The sequence below is a fragment of the Pseudomonas sp. NPDC089401 genome, assembly GCF_044749485.1.
GTDB lineage: Bacteria > Pseudomonadota > Gammaproteobacteria > Pseudomonadales > Pseudomonadaceae > Aquipseudomonas.
In genome coordinates this window covers 371,250-398,119 of sequence record NZ_JBIVIA010000003.1, presented here as the reverse complement: position 1 = coordinate 398,119, position 26,870 = coordinate 371,250, and the positions used below count along the sequence as shown (strand labels likewise).

Sequence of the window (26,870 nt, the reverse complement as noted above, 5' to 3'; positions counted from 1 at the left end):
CATGGGCTGGGTGGCGGTTTCAGGTAAGCTCCACTGACCTTATTGAAGGACTGACAAAAGGAGCGTGAACCATGCACAAGGAGATCAACGGCATCGACACCGTGGTGTTCGACCTCGGCGGCGTGCTGGTGGACTGGAACCCACGCTACCTGTTTCGCAAGCTCTTCGTGAATGACGAAGCGGCGATGGAAACCTTCCTCGCCGATGTGTGCAACTCGGCCTGGAACGAGCGCCAGGACCGCGGCCGAACCTGGGCCGAGGCGATCGAGGTGGCGATTGCCGAGCACCCCGGACATGCGCCGCACATCCGTGCGTACCGTGAGCGCTGGGTGGAAATGCTCGGCGGGGCGATGGATGACACGGTGCAGGTGCTGGACGAACTGCATGGCGCCGGCGTGCGGCTGATCGCCCTGACCAACTGGTCGGCGGAGACCTTTCCCTATGCCAGGGAGCGCTTCGAGTTCCTCAAGCGTTTCGAAGGGGTGCTGGTGTCGGGTGAGGAAAACCTGATGAAGCCCGAGCCTGAGATTTTCCAGCTGCTGTTCAGCCGCTACGGGCTGACGCCTGCTCGCACGCTGTTCATCGATGATGTGCAGAAGAATGTGGACGCGGCGATCGGGGAGGGGATGCAGGCGGTGCGGTTCAGCGATGCCGTGCAGTTGCGGCGGGCGTTGGTGAGGCATGGGTTGCCGGTTGATGGGCCGGTGGGGTGAGGTTGGAGCGTATGCCGACAGTTGTGCAGCGCCTGTGAGATCGAGCGCCGCGCGGGCGGCGCTCGATCTCACAGGCGCTGAACATGTTGTGGCAAACACCTGGCGGCCATCATGCGCTCTCAAATCTGGCCTTTCGCAGCCTTCACTCCCCGCTCGGCATCATCCATCAGCGCCTTGGCCATCGCCCCCAGGTAATGCGAGGCCCACAGCAACAGCGGCTTCTCCTCCATCAAACCGGTAATGGTCAGCTCGTTCATATAGCCCATCAATTCCGAGGCCTGCTCGCGGGCGAGCTGGCAGGGGATGCCGGGTTCAATGCGGAACAGCGGGTGGGTCTTGTTTTCACCTTGGTAGAAGGTGGTTTTGCCAACGGTGCATGGGGTGGAGTCTGTGGTCATTGGTCTATCTCCCTGGAGTTTCTCGGCTGCCTGGGCCGGCCCTTTCGCGGGCAAGCCCGCTCCCACAGGTACTGCGCATGCCTCCAGGCCTGTGGTGAACTTTGTGGGAGCGGGTTTACCCGCGAAAGGGCCGGCCCAGGCAACCCATCACTCAAGCCTCAATGCAAAGTCCGAGGCTCCGCAGGCAGTGGGGTGGGTCGGGGACGATCTTTGGCATGGTATGTGGCCTGTTCAAAGTTGGGGCCACCACCCGCTGCTGTCAAACAGAAAGGCGGCAGCTGTACGCGGGTTGACAGACCGGTGAACAGAACCAAAAGCCGGCGCACACGAGGTGCCCCACGCACAGCCGCCATAGAAGCAAAGCCATGTGGTTAGTTCAGAGCGGCCTGTCAAAGCCGGTCGCTGATGGGCAGCGACTGGCCGAGACTAGTGGGCATCCCGGAACACCACAATGGCAGGGAGTATCTTTGGGAAATGGACTACAAGAAAGGGGGCATTTCTGATTTTTATCCACCGCACCAGCCGCTTTTCAGCCTCCCCGACACACCTCGTAACCGGTACCCGTCGACGAAAACATCGGCGATTCATCCTCTTTCAGCTGATCTCAGGCGCTGCATGGCTTATCCTTGCGCCACGCAATCAACTTCCAAGCAGTGAATTGAACGATGGGTTTTGAACAACTAGCTGAATTACGTGACCGTCTGCGGGCGGAAAAAGAGCAGGTGAAGGCCGAGAGCCCGAAGCCCGCCAAGCCTGCCAAACGCAAGCCTTCGGCGCCCGCCAAGCAGCGTGAGCAGGACCCGGCAGTGGCCGCGATCTGGCCGTTGCAGAAGCATTTCCCGTTGGCCTTCCCGGTCAACCCGGCGCCCAAGGTGCCGCTCAAGGAAGGCATCTTCAAGGATGCCGAACAGCACCTTGAACTGCTCGGCATCACCAGCGAACAGCTCAAGCTGGGCATCTCCACCTGGTGCCGTGGCTCGCGCTACTGGGCCAGCATGGTCGAAGACGCCCCGCGCCTGGACCTGAACGGCCAGCCCGCCGGCATCGTCACCGCCCAACAGGCGCTGTACGCCAAGCAGCAGGCCTCGCGCCAGCGCAGCCAGGACCGTCGCAACCGCGCGAAGGCAAAGGCCGCTGCACCGGCGCCAGCCGCTGTCGCTGAAGTCCCAGCGGAACAAGCTGCAGACTGATACCCGTCGCATGATGCCCTGTGCGTTTCCGGCAGGGCATTACCAAGGATGAAGCACGTCAAGGATCCAGACGCATGAACGCACCCTTGCCTGTCGAGTCTCTCAGCACCGCCTACGACTTGCTCCGCGACCCGCAATGCCCGCTGCCCGGCAGCGCTCGCGGCGAGCAGTGGGCGGGCGGCTGGAGCCTGGGCCTGCCACCCGGTATCACCCCGCACCAGTGGCCGCTGAGCGAGAGCCTCGGCTACCCGCTGCGCCACGCATTTACGCTGTACCTGCCCCCTGAGTACCGCACGCAAGGCGAAGGCTACGTCGCCCTCAGCGTGTTCGTGGATGACCAGTTCGAAGAGTTGTCGTCCAGCCCCGAGATCGAGGCGTTCTTCGCCAGCGAACTGTCGGACCAGCCTCCCGGCGATGAAGCGCTGACGCCCTTTTGGCAACACCGTCGCGCGCGCCACCCGATGCAGTTCGACATGAGCGACATCCTGGGCACGCAATACGCGGCGATCTGGCTGACCCAGGCTGAGTTCGAAGGCGGCATCTGCCCTGTGCCTAGGCTGGAGGGCAACCCTCTGCTGGGGCCGGCGCCAGTCTGGCTTGACCAGAGCTATGCCGAGTACCTGCCTTACGACAAGGTCCGCAACCCGGGTAGTCCTGCCTTTGACTGGTTAGCAGGCGACGGCCCGGCAGCAGGTATCGACACCGCGTTTGCGATTCGCGCACAGGTTCGTGAAGGCGACCCGAACGTCGGTAAAACACCGGGGGAGAGCGACGAAGACTGCAAGGAGAGCGGCTACGTGCCTGCCTTCGGTGGCGAGCAGAGCGAAGCGCTCGGGCTCACTCAGTTTCATGGTCGCAATCACCTGGGGGGCACGATGTTCCCGATACAGAGTTACCCCGCGTTCGGTCCCTTGTACCTGGAGTTCGAGGAAAATTTCGGCGGGTTCAATTTCGGTGGCGGCAATGCGCAACTGGACCTGGTCAGGATGGAAATGGACTGGGCGTGCGGCTGATCCCGTCGAGCCATTTCCATCACACCTGACGCTGCCATCGGCTGCATCCTCATCAATCGTTTTCCTGGCGTTGGGTAAACCATGATCGAACTACAAGGATGTGAAGCATTTTCCGGTCTGGAATGTCGGCCTGTTGAGCCCAGTGATGCCGAGATGATCTGCTCGCATCGCCAGGAAATGTTTCTTGAGGCGGGGGGCAATCCTGAAGACCTTCGTGTCATGACCCAGCACTTTCGACCCTGGCTGGAAGAGCGGCTGGGTGACGGTCGGTATTACGGGTTCAAACTTCTCGACGGCGAACAACCAGTGGCAGCCATTGGCCTAATGAGCATCGATTGGCCTCCGCATCCCTCGCACCCGACTCTGGATAAGCGAGGCTATGTATTGAATGTGTACGTTCAGCCGGCCTATCGCCGTCGAGGCTTGGCTTCGGCCTTGATGCGGACGGCTGATACCGAGTTTGCTCGTCGGGGAATTACCTTTGCGGTCCTACATGCCACCGAGACGGGTAAACCGGTGTATGAGCAGAGCGGTTGGGCTGGGACGGCGGAAATGGCCAAGTTCATTGTTTGATAGTGGCCGCTTTCGACCCATAGCGGTCAGTCGCGACCGGCTGCTTTCGACCTGCCGATCAGACGACTGAGCTTACTCACCAATAGTCTTAGGGAGTCTGAGGAGGACGTTAGGTGTTTATAGTAGGGTGACATAATCTTTGCGCCGTGTGATAGGCTCCGACGGTCGTGTTTCACGATTCTTGATGGTTCAAGGCCACTGGGTGGCATATTCAACTAACCATCTTTGCTTGCTGAAGCCCTTACATCACTTCCTTTTAATTTCGTGCGTTAATTTATAGCTGAATGAATATTGACTGGCATGCAAAAATAACTCCGCGAAACAACATAAAAATTCAAAGATCAGAACAAGGACGAATCTAGTGAACTTCTTTGAGATTGATAAAAACACCGATTTGGATACCCTGCACCCAAAGTTCAATGACCTGTGCAAGCTTAGCTACATGGGGGCCAAGGAGGTAATCTCTGGCTGGGGGCAGGATTTTCATGACAAAGATAAGAAGGCAAAAACTGAATTCCAAACGACCTTCCATTCAACGTTCTGGGAGTTGTACCTTCATGCTGTGCTTAAGGAGTTAGGATTTGCTCAATGCACTGTGCATAGTCGGCCAGACTTCATAATTAAAGAGCCTGCCAACTTTTATATTGAAGCCGTAGTTTCTGAAATTCGTAAAGGCGGAAAGACCGAAGAGCATAGAACGATTGAGGGTGTCGAACGGAACTTATATCCTATTTCAACCCGCGAAGAATTTTCTGAGCTTATTGATGAGGCCATTGTCCGGCACTCTAGCGCCTTCTTTTCTAAGCTTAAGAAATATCGTGGATTTGAACATAAAGGCAAAAAAACCAAGGGTTACGTTGAGTGTGACTGGGTCGATCCAAACACGCCGTACATTATTGCGATTTCTTCTTATGATCAAATTTCGTATGGTCGAGAATTCACCTACTCGATGAATGCCTTGCTTTACGGTAAGTATTTCGACCCGCTGACTAAGAAATACATAAGTAAATCCTCAGTTAAAAAACCAGGAACAGATGCAGACATAAACTTGGGATTATTTACTGACGCCTCACACCAAGAAGTGTCCGCTGTGTTTTTCAGCAGCACGCTAACCCTGGGGAAGCTCGCCTCCCTCTACAAATCCAACAATCCCAGCTTTGACAGCGTTTTAAATATCAGACATGTTACTGAGCAACCTCACTTTCGTCTACATGAGGTTACTTCGGAAAACCCGGAGACTTTGCTGGACGGCCTGTATGTGTTCCACAACCCATATGCCAGCAACCCTCTTGATATAGAGCTATTTTCCCAGCTAGCTCAGTTCTCCAGTGATGCCTATGGGTGCTACCAGCAAGGAAATCATCCACTCATAGTCTCGCGATATCACACCAATCTCTTACCTCCTTTGTTAATCAACCAGTTGAAAGCAGAGACCTTCGAGAGGTTCAATCCCGAATATTGTGCGAAAGAGCTAAATAGAGTGCCAAACACCAGGAAAAAAAAGGGGGGCGTGAAGTCTCAAAAAAAGCAAGCGAGAAAAATTTCGAAAGCCTCTCGCAAACGTAATAGATAGCGGATACATCAAAAGTTGACGCGCAGGCCAAAAACGGGCTAGACCTATTTTTGAGAAATATGAGGAGCGAATTATATTCGCCCCCTTACCCCTCTACCCCCCTTAGTTGTAGGCGATTACTTTAAAGTACCACCACGCAATGCAGTGGCTGACCATTTGATTGTGAAAAGCCATCGGAAATTTGCGTGATATAAAAGCTAGAAATGGCTTGTATGGGAACACCCACTATCAAATCCTAATCAACTGATATTGTCGCTTAATACAAAGGAATAGATTAATATGCAGGAACTATCGACAAAGCAAAAGCACCTCTCATACAAGCTTGGTGCAACTTTAATTGGCTCGATTTTGTTGTTTTCAACTATTTTTTGGATGGTCGGAAAATTTGAGGGGCACGGTGTAACCAAGAACAATGAAGCTGCTGATGCTTATGAGCTGCTGTATTTTAGCGTAGTTTCGATAACGACCCTAGGCTATGGTGATTTTACACCCGTGGGTCTGTCTAGGCTCTTCGCTTCACTAGAAGCGATATTCGGCATTTTGTTCATGGGTTATTCAATTTCTCAAATTCTATCCCTGCGCCAGTCCGCCCTAGTAGAGTATTCAGTGAATTATAGCGTTCATGAGGCATACAACCAATGCATCGAATATATTGTTGACGCCAAAGAATCCATAGGAGATAAAAGACGGGAAATACAAAACAACATCATTCCGGAAAAAAATCTTATTTATATTTAACAGATCCAACCCTTTTTACTCCTCTACAAAAGCATTGCGCATTACAAATGGGTACTCCTCTCACCTTGTTAGCATAGGCAAGATTGACGAGCTTATTAAGCACGTGGAGCGCGCAGCACATCATGTTGAGGAGCTTGCGGGTTTCTCTAGAAAATATCTCAACTTGCTGCGAAGCAAAAATGTAGATTGGAAACAGGACAGAACCATTTTAATTCTTCAAACCCTGTGTGATCAGATAGATTATTTTGTCGATCAGTTTATCGAAAAAACGAGCTATGCAGAGAGACCATATAAAGGTGGCGGCATGTATAGGGACATAGTTAAATCCATAGCAAATGACATTCGGGGAATGTGCAGATAAGCTTGGAGTTACGGCGCATCTTAACCAATGCGCCATGAAATATATACAATTTTAGAATTTCAACACTTCCGCTTCGCTCGATGACCGTTTGTGGCCGAATGCTGACTTTCGCAGTCGGCAGCTAGGGGGCGGTAGCTACCGGGGATGACCGCTATCGACCCATAGCTGCGGGTTCACTACCGCCTAAGCGGTATTCATCACTCGAAGACTATGCGCATTCAGTGTCTCGCATCTAAAGGTCCGTGCTCTTTGGGGTGCAGGGCGGCAGTCGGCTTAAGGCAGATGTTCAGTAAGCTCTTGGCAAGGAAATGACAGCGTGTCCGGAGTGTGGGCCACTTTACTTTTTACCCCACTGCCACCATTTTTTTCTAATGGCCTGCACTTCATAGCCAGCAAACCACGTCGCGTAGTTCTTGGCGTCCGGGATGATCCCCTCGGGAATGCTGTCAGCCAGACGGAAACGATTGATGGACACTTTGCCTCGAACTAGCTTTTTACGCTCTTTCCGCAGTTGCACCCCTTGCTCATCCAACATTTGGCATAGCGTCATGCTGAAAAACAGCGCTTCGTCAGTGTATCTAGCCATGCTCTTCATACAGTCCATGTAGCCGGCGTGGCAGGAACCATCCTTCGGTACCCCGAAATACATATGGTGGAAATCCATACCTGGCGGGAATTGCTTGTGCAAAAACATATCTGTTAGCTCGTTGCGACTTGTCAGCGCGCGGTTCAGGCAATTCATCGATTCGACTACCTGTAATACCGCCCGCGTGGCAGGGCCTGTCAGAGTGAGGCGTTCTAGAGCAACGGTGCGCAACGCGTCGAGCGGCGGGTTTATCGGGCTGATTTTTTGCAGGCTTTGCGTCTCCGAGGCAGCGCCAGCCTTCGGATTCAAATACTCACTACGAGCGTTATCGTAGGCATCTGTCATGGGTTTTATCGCATCAATCTTTAGCGCTAGGGCAAGATTGAAGGCTTGCTGAGCCAGGAGCGTTGCTAGGTTGCAAGCCCGAATTTCCTCATTAACGGAATCGAGTCGTTTGCTCCTCTTAGCGATCCATCCAGCGGCCCAAGCCCCGAAACCCGCGCCAATCATGCCACCGATAGCAGCCGAACTCAGCGGTGAATTAACCCATTTTTCCAGCCACCCTAGGCTTGTAAGACATGAAGTCGTAGCTATAAACACGCCGTTAATCGGCTCCCAGACCGCCATCGCCCCCCCTTGATCTGACCTTACCGAATAGCCGGCGATCATAGCTGCGGTGTCTGTCAGGAACAATCCAGAGCATAACGCCGCCGTTAGCCTGTCTCATGAGTTCATCTTGCCGCTCACTCTCGACCAACCGCTTTGACCGATAGCTGTCTGCCGCGAATGACAGATTCGGGTCGATAGCGGTCACTCGCGACCGGCAGCTCTCGACCCAATGCTGCCGTTGAGCCCGACCACAATCCATTGTGGGAGCGGGTTTACCCGCGAACACCGGCACAGCCGGTGCCATCCACCGCGGCGCCTGCTTCGCGGGTAAACCCGCTCCCACAGGGTGCGCGTAGCGCTCACGATATCGTTTCATTTTCAACGGCAGCTCCGGATCGGAAGCGGTCGCTCGCGAATAACTTTAAGCGACCCAACGCAGGCAGTCGCATCCGTGTTTCAGCCCAGTAGACGGCCTACTTCTCCATCACTTCATCCAGTGCCTGCTCAAGCGTGCTGACCGTACGGTCGATATTGTGCAGTTTCTCGAGCCCAAACAGCCCAATGCGGAAAGTCTGGAAATCAGCCGGTTCGTCACATTGCAACGGCACCCCAGCAGCTATCTGCAAACCATGCTCGGCAAATTTCTTTCCGTTCTTGATGTCGGCATCATCGGTGTAGCTCACCACCACGCCCGGCGCCTGAAACCCGGCAGCAGCCACGCTTTTGATGCCCTTACCGGTCAACATGGCGCGCACACGATCACCGAGTATCTGCTGTTCCTCGCGAACCTTGTCGAAACCGTAAGCTTGCATCTCGTTCATCACGTCATTGAAGCGCGCCAGCGCATCACTGGGCATAGTCGCATGGTACGCATGCCCACCCTGTTCGTAGGCCTGCATGATCTGCAGCCACTTTTTCAGGTCACAGGCAAAGCTGCTGCTCTGCGTGTGCTCGATGCGCTCGAGGGCCAAGGCACTGAGCATCACCAGGGCGCAGCAAGGGGACGCGCTCCAGCCTTTCTGCGGTGCGCTGATCAGCAGGTCGACCGCGCACTTGTGCATGTCCACCCAAACCGTGCCGGAGGCAATGCAGTCCAGCACGAACAGGCCGCCCACCGCATGCACGGCGTCGCCGACGGCGCGCAGGTAGTCGTCGGGCAGGATGATCCCGGATGAGGTTTCAACGTGGGGGGCGAACACGATCTGCGGCTTATGCGCCGCAATCGCCGCCAGCACTTCGTCAAGCGGCGGGGGCGCGTAAGCTGCCTGGCGACCCGTTTCGACCGGCCGGGCTTTCAGCACCGTGGCGGATGCCGGGATGTTGCCCATCTCCAGAATCTGGCTCCAGCGATAACTGAACCAGCCGTTGCGGATCACCAGGCACTGCTGGCCGGTGGCGAGCTGCCGCGCAACCGCCTCCATGCCGAAGGTACCGCTGCCCGGCACAACCGCTACGGCCTGGGCGTTGTAGACCTGTTTCAGGGTCTTGGAAATGTTCCTCATCACGCCTTGGAAGGTCTGCGACATGTGATTGAGCGAGCGGTCGGTATAGACCACCGAGTACTCGACCAGCCCCTCAGGATCAATGTTGGGATATAGCTTTGACATTCGGTTACTCCTTTGGCTGAGATGTCATCGGTATGGACCCTGTCCCAAGCGTTGGCAAATGACAGATGGAGTGGAGCTGCTGTCTCTGACCGCTGCCGTGCAGACTTGGCGTTCAAGTTAGCAGATTCAGATTGTCATGCAGTGGGCGATGCTGATCGCCAGCTGGCGCTGAAAATCCACAGGCATACACATCCGAAGACCCTACTAATCCAAGGCATGAATCGTTGGCTAGGAATCAAGAACAGTATCAAGTAAGTTATCCCCTTGATGTCATATGGCCTCTATCGTGTTCCAGGTCTCAGTCAAGGAGTGGATGAAATGGGTCTGTTCAGTTCGTTAGACGAATTCTTTTTTGGCCCTCCAGGTGTTGCTGGCGGCCTTTTGGGCGATGTCGTAGATGCGATCTCTGAGAATCCGGGCAAAACCGTTGCTGTTGTCGCTGCGACCGTAGTAACCGGAGGCGCTGCGCTGGTTGCAGCTCCAGCGATTGCTGCAACAGCTGGTGCAGCAGGGCTGCTGGGTACAGCAAGCACGGGCACCGCAATCAGTACGCTTTCCGGTGCCGCATTGACTAACGCTTCGCTCGCCGCGATTGGTGGAGGGGCTGTTGCGGCAGGTGGTGGCGGCATGGCAGTCGGTACTGCCGTTGTTGCCGGCACAGGGGCAGCCGTTGGTGCCGGCGTGTCAGGCACGATTGCAGCAAAGAGCTGAATGGCACCCAAGGTCTGGTGAAGTAAGAATGCGACTTCTAATGAACCAGACCTCTAGCGAAGTGACAGTTCTCACTGGCTTGATCTGCCATTGGTATGGCGAAGAACAGAGCGAACGCATCGCCGCTGTGTCCCGGGCCATTCCTGCACTTGAGTTTCTGGCGATGGAGGCCAGGCAACAACAAGCGGTGATTCCTGACTGTCCGCTTTGCGAGGCCTGGTTATTTGGAGTTTCCCCTGTCAGTGATCTGATCACTAGCTGTGGCGCAGCGCTGCCGGATTACCTGCGCGCCCATCTGGAGCGCCTTTGGGCCGCCTGCTGTGCAATCAGGGTGCTTGAGCTGCCGTGCTTCGATAGAGGGATTTTCCAACATGAGGCCTGGCAACCAGCAAGAGAAGCAGCCAGCCAGACACTGATGGCCATGCAGTCAGAAGCAATAAAACCGCTCCTGGCCGACTTGTCCTGAGTAACGCGAGTCCTATGCCATGGGAGCGGATAGGGCGCTTGAAGATTCCCTGTCCACACGAAAGCGTGCGGTTATCGAACGCGCCAATCGCAGGCCACTGCAAATTTCATGAAGCGCCAGCGAAGAAGAACCGAGAAGCATAGCGCGCAAGGCACAGCGTCGGATGCTGGTTCAGGAGCTGAATCAACCTCTCGCTTCAAGCGCATCCTGAGCCGCCAGTCACAACCATCAGCTGAATCTCGTAATCCGCTATCAGAGCCCGTAATTGCGGGGGAATCACCTGGCCAACCAGGCGACTTCCGCGCACCGCAAAAGCGCCATGAAACAGCGCGTAATCATGCTTGCCCAGAGCGCCATTGGTGCCGTGCTCGTGTCCGTGATCGCCCCTCGGGCTAACGCGTTTTCCTACAAAATACCACTCGCCTTAAGTCGCAGATCACGCCCCTGAAACCGCTCTATCTCGGGCTTTTTAGTGTTTCAAAAAATTAACTACACATTTAGTAACATGTGCTAGGGTGGCGCCGCCTCGCAGGGGGGCACCGTGCCATCCCTGCTGGGCAGCTCTCCATTTCTTGGTACTTCCCATGCTTAGCAGACGAGAATTCTTTGTCTCCAGCGGCGCCGGCATGATGCTGCTGACCTTGGGCGCACCCACACTTCTGCCCAAGGCCCTGGCGGCCGGTGGTGCACTCGAAGTCCCGGTTGCCCCGGCCCCGTTCATCGCACTTGCAGACCAGCTCTCCGGCCAGATCGGTGTCGATCGCGAGCTGGTCAACCTGGTGCACCAGAAGCTTCAGCCGTCACTTCCCGGCCTCGACACGCTGGTCGAGCAGTTGCTGGCCACGCTGCCCGAACTGACCGCCCTGAACACCCCGGCCGAGCGCCTGCAACTGTTGGCCGGCAAAGGCCCGGACCTGAAGAACCTGTTCCTGCGCGTGAACACCGCGCTGTACCTGGGCACCGTCGAAGACGGCGAAGGGGTCCGCGAGTGCGTGGCGTTCGAAAGCGTGGCGGCCTACCAGGCCGTGTCCGATTTCGTCGAGCCCCCAAGCTACTGCACCGGAAGCCCGAACTTCTGGGTCGACCCTCCTGCCTACGCCCTGCAAAAAGATAGCGAACGCCATGCCTGATTCGAATTCCACCCCAATGTCCGCCGATGTGGTCATCATCGGCGCCGGTGCCGCGGGCGGCGCCGCTGCCGTCAAGCTGCTGCGCAAGGGCCTGTCGGTATTGATGCTCGAGGCCGGCGCACCGCTGGACCAGGGCATGCTGGTGTCCAACTACCGCAATGGCGCGTACAAGAACAACCATATGGCGCCGTACCCGATGATGCCGTGGGCGCCGCATCCGAACTTCGTCCCCCACGACAACGGCTACCTGATCCAGAAGGGCCCGGCGCCGTACACCGCGCAGTACATCCGCGGCGTCGGCGGCACCACCTGGCACTGGGCCGGCCAGGCCTGGCGACTGATCCCCAACGATTTTCGCATGCAGACCCTGTACGGCCAGTCGGTCGACTGGCCGATCAGCTACGACGAGCTCGAACCCTACTACTGCGAAGCGGAGATCGAGATGGGTGTCTCCGGCGGCGGCGCGCTGGCCGGTGACTACGGCTCGCCACGCTCGATGCCGTACCCCATGGACGTGCTGCCGCTGCCTTACGCCTTCGAGCGCCTGCGCCAGCGCTACGAGTCGGTCGGCCTGGAGCTGCTGCCTGGCCCGCAGGCGCGCAACAGCACCGCCTACGACGATCGGCCGGCCTGCTGTGGCAACAACAACTGCATGCCCATCTGCCCGATCGGCGCCCAGTACAACGGCAGCATGTCGGTGCGCCGCGCCCAGGGCCTGGGGTTGAACCTGATCAGCAACGCGGTGGTGTTCAAGCTTGAGACCGGGGAGGGCAACCGTATCGTCGCCGCCCACTACATCGACCAGAACAAGGAGGTCCACCGGGTCACCGGCAAGCACTTCCTGCTCACCGCCAACGCCATGGAAAGCGTCAAGATCCTGTTGATGTCCAAGGACGAGCGCAACCCCAACGGCGTGGCCAACGCCACCGACCAGGTCGGCCGCCGGCTGATGGACCACCCGGCCAGCGCCGTCGAATACCTGGCCGACGAGCCGCTGTACGTCGGCCGTGGCCCGATGTGCCCGGGCAGCATCAACAACACCCGCGACGGCGCCTTCCGCAGCGAGCGTTCGGCCCTGCGCATCGACGTGCACAACGACAACCCGACCCGTTACCTGACCGAGAAGTACCTGGCCCAGGGTTACTACGGCAAGGAGCTGAACGAAAAGCTCAAGCGCGACGGCGAACGTTTCGTGCTGCTCAAGTCGATGTTCGAAATGCTGCCGGACCCGGAGAACCGCATCGTCCTCAGCGAGCAGAAGGACGCCTGGGGCATCCCCAAGATGGAGATCCACTACCGCTTCCCCGAGTACGTGCACCGCGGCTACGACGCCTGCCGCGAGCACTTCGCCGACTGCGTGAGCGCCTCCGGCGGCACCGAGGTGAAGTTCTCCGAGCGCGGCCAGTACACCAACAGCCAGCACATCACCGGCACCCTGAGCATGGGCAGCGACCCGCACACCTCGGTGTGCAACAAGCTGGCCCAGGCCCACGACCACGCCAACCTGTACTTCGGCGGCACCGGCGTGATGCCGACCGCGGCGCTGGTCAACTCGACGCTGACCGGGGTGGCGCTGTCGCTGCTGGCCGCCGACAGCATCATCCAGGCTTCGGCGTGAGGGGCTGCGCATGTTGATGAAAACAGGATCGATCAAAGCCCGTGCTCGCCTGCGCGCGCTGGTCTGGAGCGGCCTGGCCGTGGCGGTCGCCGCTGGCATCGGGGTAGGCAGCGTGATCTGGCAGCAGTCGCAGATCGACATGCCGCTGGCCTCGGCCGGGCAAGACCACGCGGCCTTGGTAGAGCACGGCCGCGCCGTGGCCCTGGCCTCGGACTGCGTGGCCTGCCACACCTCCGACGCGAGCAAGCCCTACGCCGGCGGCATGGCCTTCGACACGCCGTTCGGCAAGCTGTACTCGACCAACATCACCCAGGACCCGGTCAACGGCATCGGCAGCTTCACCGACGCCGAGATCGTCGGTTCGGTGCGCAACGGCATCTCCCAGCATGGCCGACGCCTGTACCCGGCCATGCCGTACACCTCGTACACCGGCATGTCCGACGACGACGCCGTGGCGCTGGTCGCCTACCTGCGCACGATCAAACCGATCGACAGCAAGCCGCCGGAAAACACCATGGGCTTCCCGTTCAACCAGCGCTGGGCCATGGCCTTCTGGAACGTGATGAACTTCCAGGCCGGGCGCCAGGTGCCGGTGGCCGGCAAGAGCGAGCAGTGGAACCGCGGTGCCTACCTGGTGCAGAGCCTGGAACACTGCGGCGAATGCCACACCCCGCGCAACTTCATCCAGGGCCTGAGCCACCCGGACCTGGGCGGCGGCAACCTGGTCACCTGGAAGGCCTACGACATCACCGGCGGCCAGAGCGGTATCGGCAGCTGGAGCGATGACGAGCTGTTCAGCTACCTCAAGACCGGCGCCGTGCATGGCAAGGCCAACGCTGCAGGCCCCATGGCCGAAGCGGTGGAGAACAGCCTGAACCACTTGCCCGATGCCGACCTGCACGCCATGGTCGCCTACCTGCGCGACCTGCCCACCAGCGGCAAGCCGAACGGCGCCCCCGCGCGCACCGGCCAGGGCCAGGCCTACACCGGCACCACTGCGCTGCGCGCCAGCCATCCGCAGTACGACCCGAACAGCGACGCACTGGGCGGCGAAGTGATGTTCAACGCCAACTGCGCCACCTGCCATGCGGTCACCGGCCAGGGTGTGGGCGAGTACCCGCGCTTGTTCGGCAACAGCGTGCTGGGTGCAAGCGAACCGACCAACCTGGTGTCGGTGTTGTTGCGCGGCGTGCACCGCAAGGTCGATGGGCAAGAGGTGTTCATGCCCGGTTTCGCCAACCTGAGCGATGCCCAGATCGCCACCTTGGGCACCTTCCTGTTCAAGCAGTTCGGCAACTCCCAGGTGCAGGTCACCGCAGCGCAAGTCGCCGAGCTGCGCTGAGGCTCTTTACCCACGCGCCCGGCGTGCCGGGCGCCTTCATTTCATCCTCAGGAGAACCTCATGTCCGTACGATTCCTGCTGTCCGCCGTGCTCGCCCTGGGCGTTGCCGGCGCCGCCGAAGCCGCCGAACCGGTGGCGCTGCCTTCGATCAAGCAACTCGACCTGGCCGCCGCCGAGCACATTGCCCAGGCCGCTGACCAGTACGCCAGGCAACAGGGCTGGGTGGGTTCGATCGCCGTGGTCGACAACGCCGGCTACCCGATCGTGGTGCGCCGAATGGACGGTGCCACCGCCATCAGCGCCGAACTGGCCATGCGCAAGGCCAAGGCCTCGGCGCTGTTCGGCGCCCCTAGCGTGAACTTCGAGAACCGCGTGAACGACGGCCATCCGGCGCTGCTGGCGCTGGACGTGACCACCTTGGCCGGCGGCCAGCCGATCCTGGTGGACGGCAAGGTGATCGGGGCGGTAGGCGTGAGCACCCCGGTCGGTGCCCACGATGACCCGATCGCGGTGGCAGGCGCGCATGCGCTGGAGGGTGCTCACTGAGAGCAGCTGTTCTTGTAGGAGATCGCCTAGCCCTGTGGGCTGCGCTGTCGCGCAGATAACAGCATTCGCAAGCGCGCCGCCTACCCTGTGGGAGCGGGTTTACCCGCGAAGAAAGCAACGCGGTGCATGGCACCGGCTTAGCCGGTGTTCGCGGGTAAACCCGCTCCCACAGGGGGCGCGCTGGACTCTGGATGTTTGGCCAGACAGATGCTCCCACAAACTTCAAGCAATCGGCAGACAATCCTCGGCGGATGCAATGTTGAGCCTGGACGGAACGCCCTTCAGCGCCGTGGGCATCACCCAGTCAACCCTGTCCCGTTGCTGCAACCGCCGGAAGCTGGCCGAAATGGTTTCCACCAGTTCCGCATCCCTCACCGGATCCAGCCCCGGATAAGGCTTGCCATGATAATCCCCATCATGGGTCAGCACTGCCTCGATGCGCTCATCGTTCGCGTTGTAGAGGCCCTTGATCACTTGCGCTTCCCGGTCCTTGCCGGCGTTCGAGCGCAGCGCATAGTGCACCGCCAACGCCACCCCGAATGCCAGCGCCGGCGTTTCGATCCCGTGCTTGCGCGCCATGTCGATGCTGCTCAGGATCCGCTCGTTGCGCTGTAGCTTGCGCATCGGGTCTCGCCCAACCCGCGCACACGGGTCCTTGAACGAGGTCTTGCAGCGCTCGAGAAAGGCATTGGCAAAGCTGCTGACCACGTCTGCCATCTGCGGATATTCGGCATTCAACGCGGGCGCCACTTCCTGATGAATCAGGCGCTGCGCCAGCGCACTCACCCGGGCATCCCCCATCCCTTGGCCAACCCAGGTATGCCCCAGCAGGCTCGCATACCAGGCGATGATCGCGTGGGGGCCATTCCACAAGCGGTTCTTGATGATCTGGATCTGGGTGATATCGGCGACCGTCTTCACCTGGCGTAGCCGCTCCAGCAAGGGGCTGCCACGCTCCACGTACAGCGGCATGTCCGGCTCGCTGTTGAACAGGATCAGGTGCAGTTGGCTCATCGCACTGCTGGGCTGCGCAAAGGGCCTGAAATGCCCGATCAGTCGTTGGTATTCCGAGGCGGGCTTGCAGGTGAGCGTCGGCTGGTCCTCCAGGCTGTTCTGGAATATCTGCGACTTGATGCGCAACTGGCGCACCAGCGCATCGTTGCTGATCTTCGAGACGATGCGGCTGACCACGGTCTCGGCGAAGTGGGTCTTCTCCAGCACCTGCTTGCAAATGTCCGGCGCGCACAGCAACGCCAGCTGCGCCTGCACGTGCCGCTTCACGAACGCCGCACCGCCGATCTTGTTCAGCACGATCAGCAGGGTCAGCTCGCGGCCGCGGCGCTCGAAACGCCGCAGCAGCCCCTTGGCGATGACCTTGGCCTGGTGCTGGATCGCCTGCTCGGGCAGGCTCATGCCGATCACTTCGGCGGCCTGGTACATCTCGATCACCGCCTCGTCATCGTCCATGTCGATCATGCGCACGTTGTCGATGGTCTGGTCGAACGCGGTGGCGCCGTAGCGCACGCTGTAGCGGCCGAAGGCGGCGACGCTTTCCCTGAGCATGCGCGAGCGGGTGGCGGCGATGATTTCGCAGGGCCGGGTGTAGCCATCCCAATGGGACAGCACCTGGGTCAGGTAACCGCCGCCGATGGCGCCGAAGCCGTGGATGCCGACGCGAAACTGGTTCAGCGAGGCGGGAAAGGGCTCGCCGAGGGCCGGCATGCCGAGGTCGGGCACGCACTCGCTGAGGTCGGCGAGAAAACCGTGCATGCTGCGGTAGGCCCTGAGCGCGCCGGCCTTGACTTCGGGCGCGGGCGGCTTGATGTCCTCGATCAGGATCGCCTGGCCTTCGGCGCGGATCGCCGAGAGCAGGCCGTTTTCCGAGTCCTCGACCATGAAGCACTGGTCGGGCCGGCAATTGAGCGCACGGGCGGCGCTCAGGAAGATTTCCGGGTGGGGTTTGCCTTGGCTGACCTCGTCGCCGCACACGGTGATGTCGAAGTACTTGAGCACGTTGGCATTGATCAGGTACTCCTCGGCGATGGCCCGGCGGCTGGACGTGGCGACCGCCAGGGTCAGGCCCGACTTGCGCAGGCGCTCCAGCACCTCCAGCAGGCCGGCCTTGATCGGTACGCCGTGGTTGCGCACGTGCTCGAGCTCCAGCTCATCGGCGCGCTGGCGGATCTGCACATAGGGGAAGTCGTCGCCGTTGTGGGCCTTGGCGAGGGCTTCGGCCTTTTTCGCACTCAGGCCCAGGGAGCCGATCAGCGTCTGCTCGCTCAAGGCCTTGCCGAAGATTTCCAGCGAGGCCTGTTTCAGCGTCTTGAAGCGCAGGCGCTCGGTGTCGAACATCGTGCCATCCATGTCGAAGATGGCGCTGTGAATGGTCTTGCCCTGAAAAAAGATCATTGGCTGTTGCCCCTTTGTCTGCATGAAACATCCCGCCCTCAGCCGCTGCAAATGGCCAGGCAGGTGTGATGACTGCGGCGTCGGCAGTCAGGTCGGGGGCACGCGATCGACAGGGGGGCGCTCGGGGTTGACCCAGAGGTAGGGCGGGACGGCGCGGGGAGTGCAGAGGAGGGTGGCAAGCTTCGCTTTGAGGCGGGCGCCTCGTTTGACTTTGACGTCACGCCCACTGGCTGCTGCTTGTCTGGCAGGCAATGGGCGCACATAGCGATGGATACGTGTGATTCCAAGCATAAGGTGCTTATCTTCCTTTTCCGGTGACTGACGTTCCTTTTTTACCCTTGCACGTATGCACCGGCCCATGCAAGGCGCTGGCAACATTCGTTCGCTGATCGCACACAAGCGCACCAACGCCCCTCAAGCCGGCAACCGCCACTCCGATACCTGCTCACCCACCGTCGAAAAGCCGATGAGAAGGGGTGCCCACCAGGACAATGAGGAGTACTGCCCGCATGTTTGCCAACCTGAAGATCCGCACCGGAATGTTCTGGGTGCTGTTGCTGTTCAGCCTGACGCTGTTGTTCTCCACCGTCAGCGCCTGGCGGGCGGCGGTGGGCAGCGACGCGCAGATCAACGAGCTGGACCAGACCGCGCACCAGTCGGACCGCTTGAACAACGCGCTGCTGATGGCGATCCGCTCCAGCGCCAACGTGTCCTCAGGTTTCATCGAGCAGTTGGGCGGGCACGACGAGAGCTCAGGCAAGCGCATGGCGATGTCGGTCGAATTGAACGCCAACAGCCAGAAGCTGGTCGATGAGTTCGTCGCCAACACCCAGGACCCTGCGCTGCATGCAGTGGCCGCCGAGTTGCAGGCCACCTTCGCCGAGTACGCCAAGGCCGTGGCCGGGCAGCGCGAAGCCACGCGTCAGCGCTCGCTGGAGCAGTACTTCAAGGTCAACATCGATGCCGGCAACGCCATGGGCCGCTTGCAGGCGCTGCGCCAGCAACTGGTCGCCGCCTTGAGCGAACGCAGCCAGCAGATCATGAACGAGTCCGACCGCCGCCTCGAGCGCGCGCAGTACCTGAGCCTGGCGCTGCTGAGCGTGACGCTGCTGCTGGCCGCACTGTGCTGGGCCTTCATCGCCCAGCGCGTGCTGCACCCGCTGCGCGAAGCGGGCCAGCATTTCCAGCGCATCGCCGGTGGCGACCTGAGCGTGCCGGTGCGGGTGCAGCGGCGCAACGAGATCGGCCAGCTGTTCCATGAACTGCAGCGCATGCAGCAGAGCCAGCGCGATACCTTGGGCAGCATCAGCGCCTGCACCCAGCAATTGGCCGACGCGGCGACGGCATTGAACACGGTCACCGAGCAGAGCGCCAACAACCTGCGCCAGCAGGGCCAGGAGCTGGAACAGGCCGCCACCGCCGTCACCGAAATGACCACTGCCGTGGAAGAGGTCGCCCGCAATGCGGTGTCCACCTCCCAGACCACCCAGGAATCGAACCACCTGGCCGAGCAAAGCCGCCGCCAGGTCAATGAAAACATCGACGGCACCGAGGCCATGACCCGTGAGATCCAGGCCAGCAGCGCGCACCTGGAGCAGCTTGTGGGGCAGGTGCGTGACATCGGCAAGGTGCTGGAAGTGATCCGCTCGGTGTCCGAGCAGACCAACCTGCTGGCGCTCAACGCCGCCATCGAGGCCGCCCGCGCCGGCGAGGCCGGGCGCGGCTTCGCGGTGGTGGCGGACGAGGTGCGCACGCTGGCCTACCGCACCCAGGCCTCGACCCAGGAGATCGAACAGATGATCGGGCGTGTGCAGCAAGGTACCGAGGCGGCGGTCGCGTCGATGCAGACCAGCACCAGCCGGGCCCAGTCGACCCTCGATGTGACCCTGGCGTCGGGGCAGGTGCTGGAAGGCATCTACAGCGCCATCGGCGAAATCAACGAGCGCAACCTGGTGATCGCCAGCGCGGCCGAGGAGCAGGCCCAGGTGGCGCGGGAAGTGGACCGCAACCTGCTGAATATCCGTGAGCTGTCGGACCAGTCCGCGGCGGGGGCTCAGCAGACCAGTACGGCGAGCCAGGCGTTGTCGGGTTTGGTGGGGGAAATGACCGCATTGGTGGGGCGGTTCAAGGTCTGAGGCAGGTGATGGCATGGCACGGACTTCGTCCGTGTTCGCGGGCAACCCCGCTCCCACAGGTGTCGCGCAGGACCCGAGGATTGCACCATACCTGTGGGAGCGGGCTTGCCCGCGAACACGGGCGAAGCCCGTGCCATCCACCTCGGCTCAAAACACCACCGAACGCCGATGCTCCGCCGTCGCCACCACCTTGCCGCGCTTGAGCACCATCAACCGCGCCGGCAAATCGAGAATCACATCGCTGACCGCCCGCGTATCCACCAGCACCAGGTCCGCCTCCTTGCCCACTTCCAGGCCATAGCGTTTCAACCCCAAGGCCTTGGCCGGCCGTGTGGTCAGCATCGACAACACCGTCGCCTGGTCGTCCGCCCCACCCAGGTGGCAAGCCGGGATCGCCAGTTGCGCGATGTTCAGCAGATCGCCCGTGCCATACGGGGTAAACGCATTGCGAATGTTGTTGGTGGCCAGGCACACGTTCACGCCGCCATCGCGCAATGCCCGCACCGGCGTCAGGGTGCGCCGCACGTTGTGGCTGTCGCCGCGCGCGCCCAGGTGCAGGTCGGTGGCCGGCAGGCACATCACGCTGATGTCGGCTTCGCGCAGCAGCGCGATGATCCGCGCCTGCCGCTCGGGCGCGACCGCCGCCAGGCTGGTCAGGTGGCCGACGCAGACGCGGCCTTGATAACCCTCGGCGAGGGTCTTGCGGGCGACGTACTCGATGGTCATCTGCTCGGCGTCATCGGCAAAATCCTGGTGGAAGTCGATGTCCTTGCCGTAGCGCTTGGCCAGGTCGAAGACGAAGTCGATGTGTTCGAGGGGCGAGGTATCGTTGTAGGGAATGCCGCCGACCACATCGGCGCCTTTCTCCATGGCCTCGACCATCATTTCTTTCATGCCCGGCAGTTTGAGGATGCCTTCCTGGGGGAAGGCGACCACCTGGATATCGATGACGTCACGGAACCTGTCGCGCAGTTCCAGTACCACATCGAGGCCGGTGAAACCTTGCGTCGGGTCGAATTCGGCGTGGGCGCGCACATGGGTACTGCCTGACTGAACAAGCGTGCGCAGGACCTGGGTGGAACGCTCGAGGATGTCCTCGCGGGTCAGCGTCGGCTTGAGCGCGGCGGTGACCGCGATCGCCTCTTTCAAGGTGCCGGAATGGTTGGCCTTACGGTGCATGACGTTGGCTTTTTCCAGGTGCAGGTGGCCTTCGACGAAGCCCGGAATCAGCACATTGCCGTTACCCTGAATCTCCTGCTTTGCGTGCGCCTGAATCGCCACGGCGATCGCGGCGATCTTGCCGTTGTTCACGGCCACATCCACCAGCGGCTGCGCGTCGTCGATGCGTACGTTTCGAAAAATGATATCCACGGGTATTGCTCCTCACTTCGGGTCAGCCAGTTACGCCAGAGCAGAGGCTACGGAGAACAGTTCATAAGGTAAAAGTCTTATTATTTATCTGGTCTATCGGATTATCTTATGCGATGACCCGGCCAGTGCCGAGATGGAAGCCATTGCAAGTGGTGTGGCAAAATCCTTCTCCTCGCAACATTTGAAAGGATCGCACGTTGAAAAGGATGTTCTCCCCCCATTTGCTGCTCACCGGGCTGTTGTCGCTGAGCGTTGCCGTGCCAGTTTTCGCTGCTGGCACCGCCATCAAGTCCGGCTGGTATGAAGCGCTCATGCTGGCGGTCACGCCGGACCATCAGGTCGAAGGTTACTACTCCGAGGAACGGGGCGAGGGTGTCACCTTTCACTGCGCTTTCTTCCTTCAGGGCCAGGTCGCAGACGCGGCGAAGACGCCGGTCAAGACCTGGAGCAGCGAGGTATTTCCGGGCAGCGTGGCGGCGACCGCCGATGGCGTGATGCTGACGATCAAGCGCGGCACCGAACATGACGGCTGCATGAACGTGATGTTCCCGGGCATCGCCGATGGCCTGGAGCTGGGCCGCCTCGCCAGCAAACCGTGGATCGGGCTGCTGACCCTGTCGGCCGACAAGGCCTATTTGCAGAAGCGCGCCGGCGGCCAGGCGGTGAAAGGGCCTTACATCGTCAAAAACGATGTGGTGGGGGTGCTGGTGTACAAGGACGGCTGGGCGCAGGTCGAGTACATGAACACGGATGCCCGGTTCTTCAAGGGCTGGGTTCGGCAGGACCAGTTCAGCCGGCTTCAGGCACCCTGATGATGTATTTCCAGGCCGGGCCTCTTCGCGGGTGAACCCGCTCCCACAGGATGACCCCACCGGATTCAAGGCATGCGCGGTCCCTGTGGAAGCGGGTTGACCCGCGAAAGGGCCGGCCCAGGCACCCCATCACTTTGCCCCGAACAACCCCCGCACCACCTCCCGCAACCAGCGGTTCCCGCTGTCCTGGTGATACCGCGCATGCCAATGCTGCTTGACCGTGAACCCCTCCACCTGGAACGGGCAGTCATGCACCCGTAGCCCATGCATGTCGGCCAGGGTCTGCCCGATATGCCGCGGCAAGGTCGCGAGCAAATCCGTCGTTCCGACTATCATCCCCAACCCCAGAAACGCCGGCAGCTCCAGCATGATCCGCCGTTCGATCCCGGCGCGCGCCAAGCCCGCCTCCAGCAGCTTCTGCCCCGTGCCGAAACTGATCTGCACATGCCCCTCGGCGCGATAGCGCGCCAGGTTCATGCCTTTGCCAAGGCGCGGATGCTGCGGGCTGCTCAGGCACACCCAGTCCTGCTCGAACAGCACCTGCTGGTACATCCCCCCACCCAGCCACGGTACGAAGCCGATGGCCAGGTCGGCCTCGCCCGACTCCAGTGCGCGCTCGGTATTGCCGTCGATGCGCGCCGCCTCCAGGCGGATGCCCGGGGCATGGCTGCGCAGGTGGTTGAGGATGCTCGGCAGCAAGGTGATGTGGCTGGCATCGCTGACACACAGGCGAAAGCGCCGCTGCGCCGTCGCGGCGATGAACTGCGGCTCCCAGGCGCTCAGCCGGCGCAGCGATTCCAGCACCTCGCGGCACGGCCCGATCAACTGGTCGGCGCGCGGGGTAGGCGCCATGCCGCCCGGCGTGCGCACGAACAGCGGGTCGTGCAACTGCTCGCGCAGGCGCCCCAGCCAGATGCTGATGGTCGGCTGGCTCTGCCCCAGCTGCTCGGCGGCGCGGGTGACGCTGCGGCAGTGGTACAGCACGTCGAACAGTTGCAGCAGCTTGGGTTCGGGCAGGGTTTCGAGGGTATTCACTATTGCGAATCTCAATAACGCTATTGCGGTCATTGTATAGCGCAAATAACGCCCGCTGCATAAGGTGCTGGCAAACCACAGGAGGTCTGCGACGTGAAAATCTGCATTCTGGGCGCCGGAGCCCTCGGTTGTGCCATCGGCGCGGCCTTGAGCGAGGCGGGGCATGAAACCTGGCTGCTGAACCGCGGCCGCGCGCACGTCGAGGCGATGAACCTGCAGGGGCTGCGGGTGGAGGATGAACGGGGCGAGCGCCAGGTGCCGGTCAATGCGGCCATCGATGCCCAAGACGTCGGCGTGGCCGACCTGGTGGTGGTGCTGGTGAAGTCGTTCCACACCGCCGAGGCCATCGCCGGCGCCGCCGCGCTGATCGGGCCGCAGACGCTGGTGCTGTCGCTGCAGAACGGCCTGGGCCACGAGGACATCCTGGCCGAGGCGGTGGGCCGCGAGCGGGTGCTGGCCGGCAAGACCTACGTCGGCGGCGTGCTGCTGGCGCCGGGTTCGGTCCGCGCGGGCGTTGCGGGCAAGCAGACTTTCATCGGCGAACTCGACGGCCAGCTGACGCCCCGTGTGCAAGCCATCGCCAAGGCCTTCAACGATGCCGGCCTGGCCACCACGGTCAGCGACAACATCCTCGGCACCATGTGGGACAAGCTGCTGGTCAACGTCGCCACCGGCGCCCTGAGTGGCATCACCATGCTCAGCTACGGCCAGTTGTACAGCGAACCGCTGCTGGAAAGCACCGCCAAGGCCGCCGTCGCCGAAGCCATCGCCGTGGCCGAGCGCGCCGGCATCCGCCTCAGCCTGGGCAGCCCCGATGCCGTCTGGGCCCTGGCCGCCGAGGGCCTGCCGGCGAGCTTCCGTACATCGATGCTGCAGAGCCTGGAAAAGGGCTCGATCACCGAAATCGACTTCATCAACGGCTCCGTCGTGCGCTGGGGCCAGCGCCATGGCGTGGCCACGCCGGTCAACGCGACCCTGGTGGCCTGCATCAAGGGCATCGAACGCGCCATGGCCGATCACCAGAAGAGGGAAACCCCATGACCCAGCCGAAAGCCTACCTCGAACACGTGGCGTTCTGGGTGCGCGACATCCAGTGGCATATCCGCTTTTTCAGCGAGGTGTGCGGCATGAGCATGCGTGAAGTGCAGGGCGACGTCGAACAGCCGGCGCAGTACTGGACCCTCGGCGGCCTGCAGTTCATCCACCAGCCGGACTTTGCCGGGCCGGAAGGGCGCATGGCGCACCTGGGCATCATGTGCGAAGACCTCGAGGCGGCGCTGGCTGCAGCCCAGCGCTTCGGCGTCAGTGCAATGCCCCAGGGCCGCAACTGGCTGCGCCTGCCCGACGGCCTGGCGGTGGAATTCATCCAGGCCCGCCCGGCCAGATGCGTGGCCCAGGCATTGGCCATCGACCCGCGCGCTGAGGTACAGCCATGAGCGTGATTGAAAAGTACTGGGACGATGCCTGCGAAGGCGACGAGTGCATCAGCCCGACCTACACCGTGACCCGCGAACGCATCCTGGCCTACGCCGACCTCACCGGCGACCACACCCCGGTGCATGTCGACGAGGCCTACGCCAACGCCAGCCACTTCGGTTGCCTGGTTGCCCACGGTCTGTTCGGGCTGTCCATCGCCGACGGCCTGAAGACCCAGTGCGATTACCGCTTCCTGCCGGGCATGTCGCTCGGCTGGACCTGGGACTTCGTGCTGCCGATCAAGGTCAACGATGTGCTGCACGTGCGCATGCGCGTTGGCGCTATGCGCCCGAGCAATAGCCGCCCGGGCTGGGGCATCGTGGTGCTGCCATCGGAGCTGATCAACCAGCACGGCGAGGTCGTGCAGCGTGGCGAGCATCGGTTGATGGTGCCAAGGAGGGCCGTAGCATGAGCCAGGCATTGCCATTGGCAGGTCTCCGCGTCATCGATTACAGCCACTTCCTTGCCGGGCCCTATGTGGGCCGTTGCCTGGCGGCGCTTGGCGCCGAGGTGATCAAGGTCGAGCGGCCAGGCAGCGGCGATGCCGGTCGCCAGCACGCCTATACCCTGGACGATCAGCAGAGCGGGTACTTCCTGCAACTGAACATGGGCAAGCAGGGCCTCAGCGTCAACCTCAAGGACCCGCGCGGCAAGGCGTTCATGCAGCGCCTGGCCGACTCCGCCGACGTGTTCATCGAAAACTACCGGCCCGGCGCGCTGGACAAGCTCGGCCTGGGCTACGCCGAGCTGTCGGCGCGCAACCCGCGGCTGGTGTACTGCTCGATCTCTGCCTACGGCCATACCGGGCCGGATGCTCACCGCGCCGGTTTCGGGCTGGTCGCCGAAGCCAAGAGCGGGATCATGCAGATGGTCGGCGTGCCGGGCGAGGCGCCACCGTTGCTGCGCATCTCCCTGGGCGACATGTACACCGGCATTCACGCGGTGGCGGCGATCAACGCGGCGCTGCTCGGCCGAGTCAGCAGTGGCCGCGGCCAGCACATCGACATGGCCTTGTACGACACCCTGGTGTCGATGCATGAGTACGCGGTGCAGTGCTACACCCTGTCGGGCGGCACGCAGCTGCCGCAGCAGACCGGCCACGACATGCCCACCTCGACCCTGTATGGCGTGTTCCGCGCCGCCGACGGTGATCTGGTGATCGCCGCCCAGGTCGATGAAGCCTGGCAGCGCTTCGCCGCCCTGCTCGAAGCCAACGGGGGCCCGCCCGGGTTCGGCAGCGACCGCCGCTACCACAGCCTCGATGGCCGCAATGCCCATCGCGAGGCGATCCTGGCGGTGGTCCGCGACTGGGTCGGGGCCCGCCGGGTGGCCGATATCCTCGCACTGCTCGACGGCATCGACATCCCCAGCGCCAAGGTGCAGCGCATCGACGAAGTGCTGGCCGACCCGCAGATCCAGGCCCGCAACATGGTCATCGAACAGCAGCACCCGCGCTACGGCGCCTTGCGCCTGGCCAACCTGCCGTTCCGCTTTTCCGACTGCGACACCACGATCCACCAGGTGGCTCCGGACCTCGGCCAGCACAATGCCGAAATCGCCGCCGCGCTTGGCTTCAGCCCCGAAGAAATCACCGTCCTGCAGGCAGACGGTGTGCTGTTCACCCACGGAGATGCACGATGAGCGACCGCTATGCAGTGATCGGCCGGCCGATCAACCACACCAAGTCCCCGCTGATCCACGGCCTGTTCGCCCAGGCCAGCAGCCAGCAGCTGGAATACGGGGCCGTCGAGGGCTCGCTGGAAGACTTCGAAGCCCAGGTGCTGCGGTTTCGCAGTGAAGGCGGCAAGGGCATGAACATCACCGCGCCGTTCAAGCTGCGCGCCTTCGAGCTGGCCGACCGGCGCAGCGAGCGGGCGCAACTGGCACGGGCGGCCAATGCGCTGAAGTTCGAGGATGGCCGCATCGTGGCGGAAAACTTCGACGGCATCGGCCTGCTGCGCGATATCGAAGAGAACCTCGGCGAGCCCTTGCGCAACCGCCGTGTGCTGATGCTCGGGGCCGGCGGCGCGGTGCGCGGGGCATTGCTGCCGTTCTTGCAGGCGGGGCCGAGCGAGCTGGTGATCGCCAACCGCGACATGGCCAAGGCGCTGGCCCTGCGCAACGAACTCGACCACCCACGCCTGCGCATCAGCCGCTACGAGGCGCTCGAAGGCCAGGCCTTCGACATCGTGGTCAACGCCACCTCCGCCAGCCTGTCCGCCGACCTACCGCCGCTGCCGGCCGACGCACTGGGCCAGACGCGCCTGGCCTACGAGCTGGCGTATGGCAAAGGCCTCACGCCGTTCCTGCGCCTGGCCCGGGAGCAGGGCGTGGCGCGCCTGGCCGATGGCGTCGGCATGCTGGTGGAGCAGGCCGCCGAGGCGTTCGCCTGGTGGCGCGGGGTGCGGCCCGGTACCCGCGCCGTGATCGATCAACTGACGATTCCCCTGGAGTAGGC

The 26,870-nt window shown here is 61.4% G+C and carries 25 protein-coding genes; 19 read left to right on the top strand and 6 right to left on the bottom strand.

Features of this window, described 5'->3' with window-relative positions:
* Positions 1 to 71: 71 nt before the first annotated feature.
* Positions 72 to 713, top strand: a complete 642-nt coding sequence (locus ACIP21_RS09220; RefSeq protein WP_400686621.1) for an HAD family hydrolase — start codon at positions 72 to 74, stop codon at positions 711 to 713.
* 119 nt (positions 714 to 832) lie between these two features.
* Here ACIP21_RS09220 and ACIP21_RS09215 read toward each other — a convergent pair whose 3' ends face one another.
* Entirely contained in the window at positions 833 to 1,111 is a 279-nt protein-coding gene (locus tag ACIP21_RS09215) for a DUF3077 domain-containing protein (RefSeq protein ID WP_400686619.1), read from the bottom strand.
* A 665-nt stretch (positions 1,112 to 1,776) separates the two neighbouring features.
* On the opposite strand from ACIP21_RS09215, the gene ACIP21_RS09210 reads away from it, so the two are divergent.
* The 5 genes from ACIP21_RS09210 (at position 1,777) to ACIP21_RS09190 (ending at position 6,198) form a co-directional block, all read left to right on the top strand.
* Positions 1,777 to 2,301, top strand: a complete 525-nt coding sequence (locus ACIP21_RS09210; protein ID WP_400686617.1) for a ProQ/FinO family protein — start codon at positions 1,777 to 1,779, stop codon at positions 2,299 to 2,301.
* 74 nt (positions 2,302 to 2,375) lie between these two features.
* Positions 2,376 to 3,314 (top strand): hypothetical protein, encoded by a 939-nt coding sequence (locus ACIP21_RS09205; protein WP_400686615.1) that lies wholly within the window; start codon positions 2,376 to 2,378, stop codon positions 3,312 to 3,314.
* An 81-nt stretch (positions 3,315 to 3,395) separates the two neighbouring features.
* Entirely contained in the window at positions 3,396 to 3,887 is a 492-nt protein-coding gene (locus ACIP21_RS09200; protein ID WP_400686613.1) for a GNAT family N-acetyltransferase, read from the top strand.
* A 361-nt stretch (positions 3,888 to 4,248) separates the two neighbouring features.
* Entirely contained in the window at positions 4,249 to 5,460 is a 1,212-nt protein-coding gene (locus ACIP21_RS09195) for a hypothetical protein (protein ID WP_400686611.1), read from the top strand.
* A 279-nt stretch (positions 5,461 to 5,739) separates the two neighbouring features.
* Positions 5,740 to 6,198 carry a potassium channel family protein gene (locus ACIP21_RS09190; protein ID WP_400686610.1) on the top strand — a complete coding sequence of 153 codons (459 nt, stop codon included), beginning with the start codon at positions 5,740 to 5,742 and terminating at the stop codon, positions 6,196 to 6,198.
* 698 nt (positions 6,199 to 6,896) lie between these two features.
* Here the strand turns inward: ACIP21_RS09190 and ACIP21_RS09185 are convergent.
* A complete protein-coding gene (locus ACIP21_RS09185) occupies positions 6,897 to 7,814 on the bottom strand; it encodes a hypothetical protein (protein WP_400686608.1) in 918 nt (305 codons plus the stop codon).
* 413 nt (positions 7,815 to 8,227) lie between these two features.
* Positions 8,228 to 9,361 carry an alanine--glyoxylate aminotransferase family protein gene (locus ACIP21_RS09180; protein ID WP_400686606.1) on the bottom strand — a complete coding sequence of 378 codons (1,134 nt, stop codon included), beginning with the start codon at positions 9,359 to 9,361 and terminating at the stop codon, positions 8,228 to 8,230.
* A gap of 318 nt (positions 9,362 to 9,679) precedes the next feature.
* Between ACIP21_RS09180 and ACIP21_RS09175 the strand changes: the two genes are divergently transcribed.
* The 6 genes from ACIP21_RS09175 (at position 9,680) to ACIP21_RS09150 (ending at position 15,174) form a co-directional block, all read left to right on the top strand.
* Positions 9,680 to 10,072 carry a hypothetical protein gene (locus ACIP21_RS09175; protein WP_400686604.1) on the top strand — a complete coding sequence of 131 codons (393 nt, stop codon included), beginning with the start codon at positions 9,680 to 9,682 and terminating at the stop codon, positions 10,070 to 10,072.
* Positions 10,073 to 10,112: 40 nt separating this feature from the next.
* Positions 10,113 to 10,538 carry a hypothetical protein gene (locus ACIP21_RS09170; protein ID WP_400686602.1) on the top strand — a complete coding sequence of 142 codons (426 nt, stop codon included), beginning with the start codon at positions 10,113 to 10,115 and terminating at the stop codon, positions 10,536 to 10,538.
* Positions 10,539 to 11,122: 584 nt separating this feature from the next.
* On the top strand, positions 11,123 to 11,668 hold the full coding sequence (locus tag ACIP21_RS09165) for a sugar dehydrogenase complex small subunit (protein WP_400686600.1): 546 nt from the start codon (positions 11,123 to 11,125) through the stop codon (positions 11,666 to 11,668).
* Positions 11,661 to 13,286 carry a GMC family oxidoreductase gene (locus ACIP21_RS09160; RefSeq protein WP_400686598.1) on the top strand — a complete coding sequence of 542 codons (1,626 nt, stop codon included), beginning with the start codon at positions 11,661 to 11,663 and terminating at the stop codon, positions 13,284 to 13,286. The genes ACIP21_RS09165 and ACIP21_RS09160 overlap by 8 nt, the downstream gene beginning before the upstream one ends.
* A gap of 10 nt (positions 13,287 to 13,296) precedes the next feature.
* Entirely contained in the window at positions 13,297 to 14,628 is a 1,332-nt protein-coding gene (locus ACIP21_RS09155; protein ID WP_400686596.1) for a cytochrome c, read from the top strand.
* Positions 14,629 to 14,688: 60 nt separating this feature from the next.
* Entirely contained in the window at positions 14,689 to 15,174 is a 486-nt protein-coding gene (locus ACIP21_RS09150) for a heme-binding protein (RefSeq protein ID WP_400686594.1), read from the top strand.
* A gap of 222 nt (positions 15,175 to 15,396) precedes the next feature.
* Here the strand turns inward: ACIP21_RS09150 and mtlD are convergent, their stop codons facing one another.
* Entirely contained in the window at positions 15,397 to 17,583 is a 2,187-nt protein-coding gene (mtlD, locus tag ACIP21_RS09145; RefSeq protein ID WP_400686592.1) for a bifunctional mannitol-1-phosphate dehydrogenase/phosphatase, read from the bottom strand.
* A 509-nt stretch (positions 17,584 to 18,092) separates the two neighbouring features.
* Here mtlD and ACIP21_RS09140 point away from each other — a divergent pair.
* Entirely contained in the window at positions 18,093 to 19,718 is a 1,626-nt protein-coding gene (locus ACIP21_RS09140) for a methyl-accepting chemotaxis protein (protein ID WP_400686590.1), read from the top strand.
* 147 nt (positions 19,719 to 19,865) lie between these two features.
* On the opposite strand, the gene ACIP21_RS09135 is transcribed toward ACIP21_RS09140, so the two are convergent.
* Positions 19,866 to 21,089 (bottom strand): amidohydrolase family protein, encoded by a 1,224-nt coding sequence (locus ACIP21_RS09135; protein ID WP_400686588.1) that lies wholly within the window; start codon positions 21,087 to 21,089, stop codon positions 19,866 to 19,868.
* Between the two features lie 206 nt (positions 21,090 to 21,295).
* Between ACIP21_RS09135 and ACIP21_RS09130 the strand changes: the two genes are divergently transcribed.
* The gene (locus tag ACIP21_RS09130; RefSeq protein WP_400687110.1) at positions 21,296 to 21,901 is read left to right on the top strand and encodes a hypothetical protein; all 606 of its coding nucleotides are present in this window, start codon (positions 21,296 to 21,298) and stop codon (positions 21,899 to 21,901) included.
* 129 nt (positions 21,902 to 22,030) lie between these two features.
* Here ACIP21_RS09130 and ACIP21_RS09125 read toward each other — a convergent pair whose 3' ends face one another.
* Positions 22,031 to 22,936, bottom strand: coding sequence for a LysR family transcriptional regulator (locus tag ACIP21_RS09125; RefSeq protein WP_400686587.1), 906 nt, complete (start codon positions 22,934 to 22,936; stop codon positions 22,031 to 22,033).
* Between the two features lie 93 nt (positions 22,937 to 23,029).
* Between ACIP21_RS09125 and ACIP21_RS09120 the strand changes: the two genes are divergently transcribed.
* The 5 genes from ACIP21_RS09120 to aroE are packed head-to-tail and all read left to right on the top strand — an operon-like array spanning position 23,030 to position 26,868.
* Positions 23,030 to 23,977 (top strand): ketopantoate reductase family protein, encoded by a 948-nt coding sequence (locus ACIP21_RS09120; RefSeq protein ID WP_400686585.1) that lies wholly within the window; start codon positions 23,030 to 23,032, stop codon positions 23,975 to 23,977.
* Positions 23,974 to 24,372, top strand: a complete 399-nt coding sequence (locus ACIP21_RS09115; RefSeq protein WP_400686583.1) for a VOC family protein — start codon at positions 23,974 to 23,976, stop codon at positions 24,370 to 24,372. Before ACIP21_RS09120 ends, ACIP21_RS09115 begins: the two co-directional genes overlap by 4 nt.
* Positions 24,369 to 24,824 (top strand): MaoC family dehydratase, encoded by a 456-nt coding sequence (locus tag ACIP21_RS09110; protein WP_400686581.1) that lies wholly within the window; start codon positions 24,369 to 24,371, stop codon positions 24,822 to 24,824. Before ACIP21_RS09115 ends, ACIP21_RS09110 begins: the two co-directional genes overlap by 4 nt.
* Positions 24,821 to 26,053 carry a CaiB/BaiF CoA transferase family protein gene (locus tag ACIP21_RS09105; RefSeq protein ID WP_400686580.1) on the top strand — a complete coding sequence of 411 codons (1,233 nt, stop codon included), beginning with the start codon at positions 24,821 to 24,823 and terminating at the stop codon, positions 26,051 to 26,053. Before ACIP21_RS09110 ends, ACIP21_RS09105 begins: the two co-directional genes overlap by 4 nt.
* The gene (aroE, locus tag ACIP21_RS09100) at positions 26,050 to 26,868 is read left to right on the top strand and encodes a shikimate dehydrogenase (protein ID WP_400686578.1); all 819 of its coding nucleotides are present in this window, start codon (positions 26,050 to 26,052) and stop codon (positions 26,866 to 26,868) included. The genes ACIP21_RS09105 and aroE overlap by 4 nt, the downstream gene beginning before the upstream one ends.
* Positions 26,869 to 26,870 lie beyond the last annotated feature (2 nt).

Coding starts and splice junctions, on each gene's coding strand:
- mtlD (WP_400686592.1), bottom strand. CDS start 17,583: ATGATCTTTTTTCAGGGCAAGACCATTCACAGCGCCATCTTCGACATG.
- ACIP21_RS09150 (WP_400686594.1), top strand. CDS start 14,689: ATGTCCGTACGATTCCTGCTGTCCGCCGTGCTCGCCCTGGGCGTTGCC.
- ACIP21_RS09160 (WP_400686598.1), top strand. CDS start 11,661: ATGCCTGATTCGAATTCCACCCCAATGTCCGCCGATGTGGTCATCATC.
- ACIP21_RS09200 (WP_400686613.1), top strand. CDS start 3,396: ATGATCGAACTACAAGGATGTGAAGCATTTTCCGGTCTGGAATGTCGG.
- ACIP21_RS09110 (WP_400686581.1), top strand. CDS start 24,369: ATGAGCGTGATTGAAAAGTACTGGGACGATGCCTGCGAAGGCGACGAG.
- ACIP21_RS09130 (WP_400687110.1), top strand. CDS start 21,296: ATGTTCTCCCCCCATTTGCTGCTCACCGGGCTGTTGTCGCTGAGCGTT.
- ACIP21_RS09155 (WP_400686596.1), top strand. CDS start 13,297: ATGTTGATGAAAACAGGATCGATCAAAGCCCGTGCTCGCCTGCGCGCG.
- ACIP21_RS09210 (WP_400686617.1), top strand. CDS start 1,777: ATGGGTTTTGAACAACTAGCTGAATTACGTGACCGTCTGCGGGCGGAA.
- ACIP21_RS09205 (WP_400686615.1), top strand. CDS start 2,376: ATGAACGCACCCTTGCCTGTCGAGTCTCTCAGCACCGCCTACGACTTG.
- aroE (WP_400686578.1), top strand. CDS start 26,050: ATGAGCGACCGCTATGCAGTGATCGGCCGGCCGATCAACCACACCAAG.
- ACIP21_RS09185 (WP_400686608.1), bottom strand. CDS start 7,814: ATGATCGCCGGCTATTCGGTAAGGTCAGATCAAGGGGGGGCGATGGCG.
- ACIP21_RS09215 (WP_400686619.1), bottom strand. CDS start 1,111: ATGACCACAGACTCCACCCCATGCACCGTTGGCAAAACCACCTTCTAC.
- ACIP21_RS09170 (WP_400686602.1), top strand. CDS start 10,113: ATGAACCAGACCTCTAGCGAAGTGACAGTTCTCACTGGCTTGATCTGC.
- ACIP21_RS09180 (WP_400686606.1), bottom strand. CDS start 9,361: ATGTCAAAGCTATATCCCAACATTGATCCTGAGGGGCTGGTCGAGTAC.
- ACIP21_RS09140 (WP_400686590.1), top strand. CDS start 18,093: ATGTTTGCCAACCTGAAGATCCGCACCGGAATGTTCTGGGTGCTGTTG.
- ACIP21_RS09175 (WP_400686604.1), top strand. CDS start 9,680: ATGGGTCTGTTCAGTTCGTTAGACGAATTCTTTTTTGGCCCTCCAGGT.
- ACIP21_RS09105 (WP_400686580.1), top strand. CDS start 24,821: ATGAGCCAGGCATTGCCATTGGCAGGTCTCCGCGTCATCGATTACAGC.
- ACIP21_RS09115 (WP_400686583.1), top strand. CDS start 23,974: ATGACCCAGCCGAAAGCCTACCTCGAACACGTGGCGTTCTGGGTGCGC.
- ACIP21_RS09190 (WP_400686610.1), top strand. CDS start 5,740: ATGCAGGAACTATCGACAAAGCAAAAGCACCTCTCATACAAGCTTGGT.
- ACIP21_RS09220 (WP_400686621.1), top strand. CDS start 72: ATGCACAAGGAGATCAACGGCATCGACACCGTGGTGTTCGACCTCGGC.
- ACIP21_RS09165 (WP_400686600.1), top strand. CDS start 11,123: ATGCTTAGCAGACGAGAATTCTTTGTCTCCAGCGGCGCCGGCATGATG.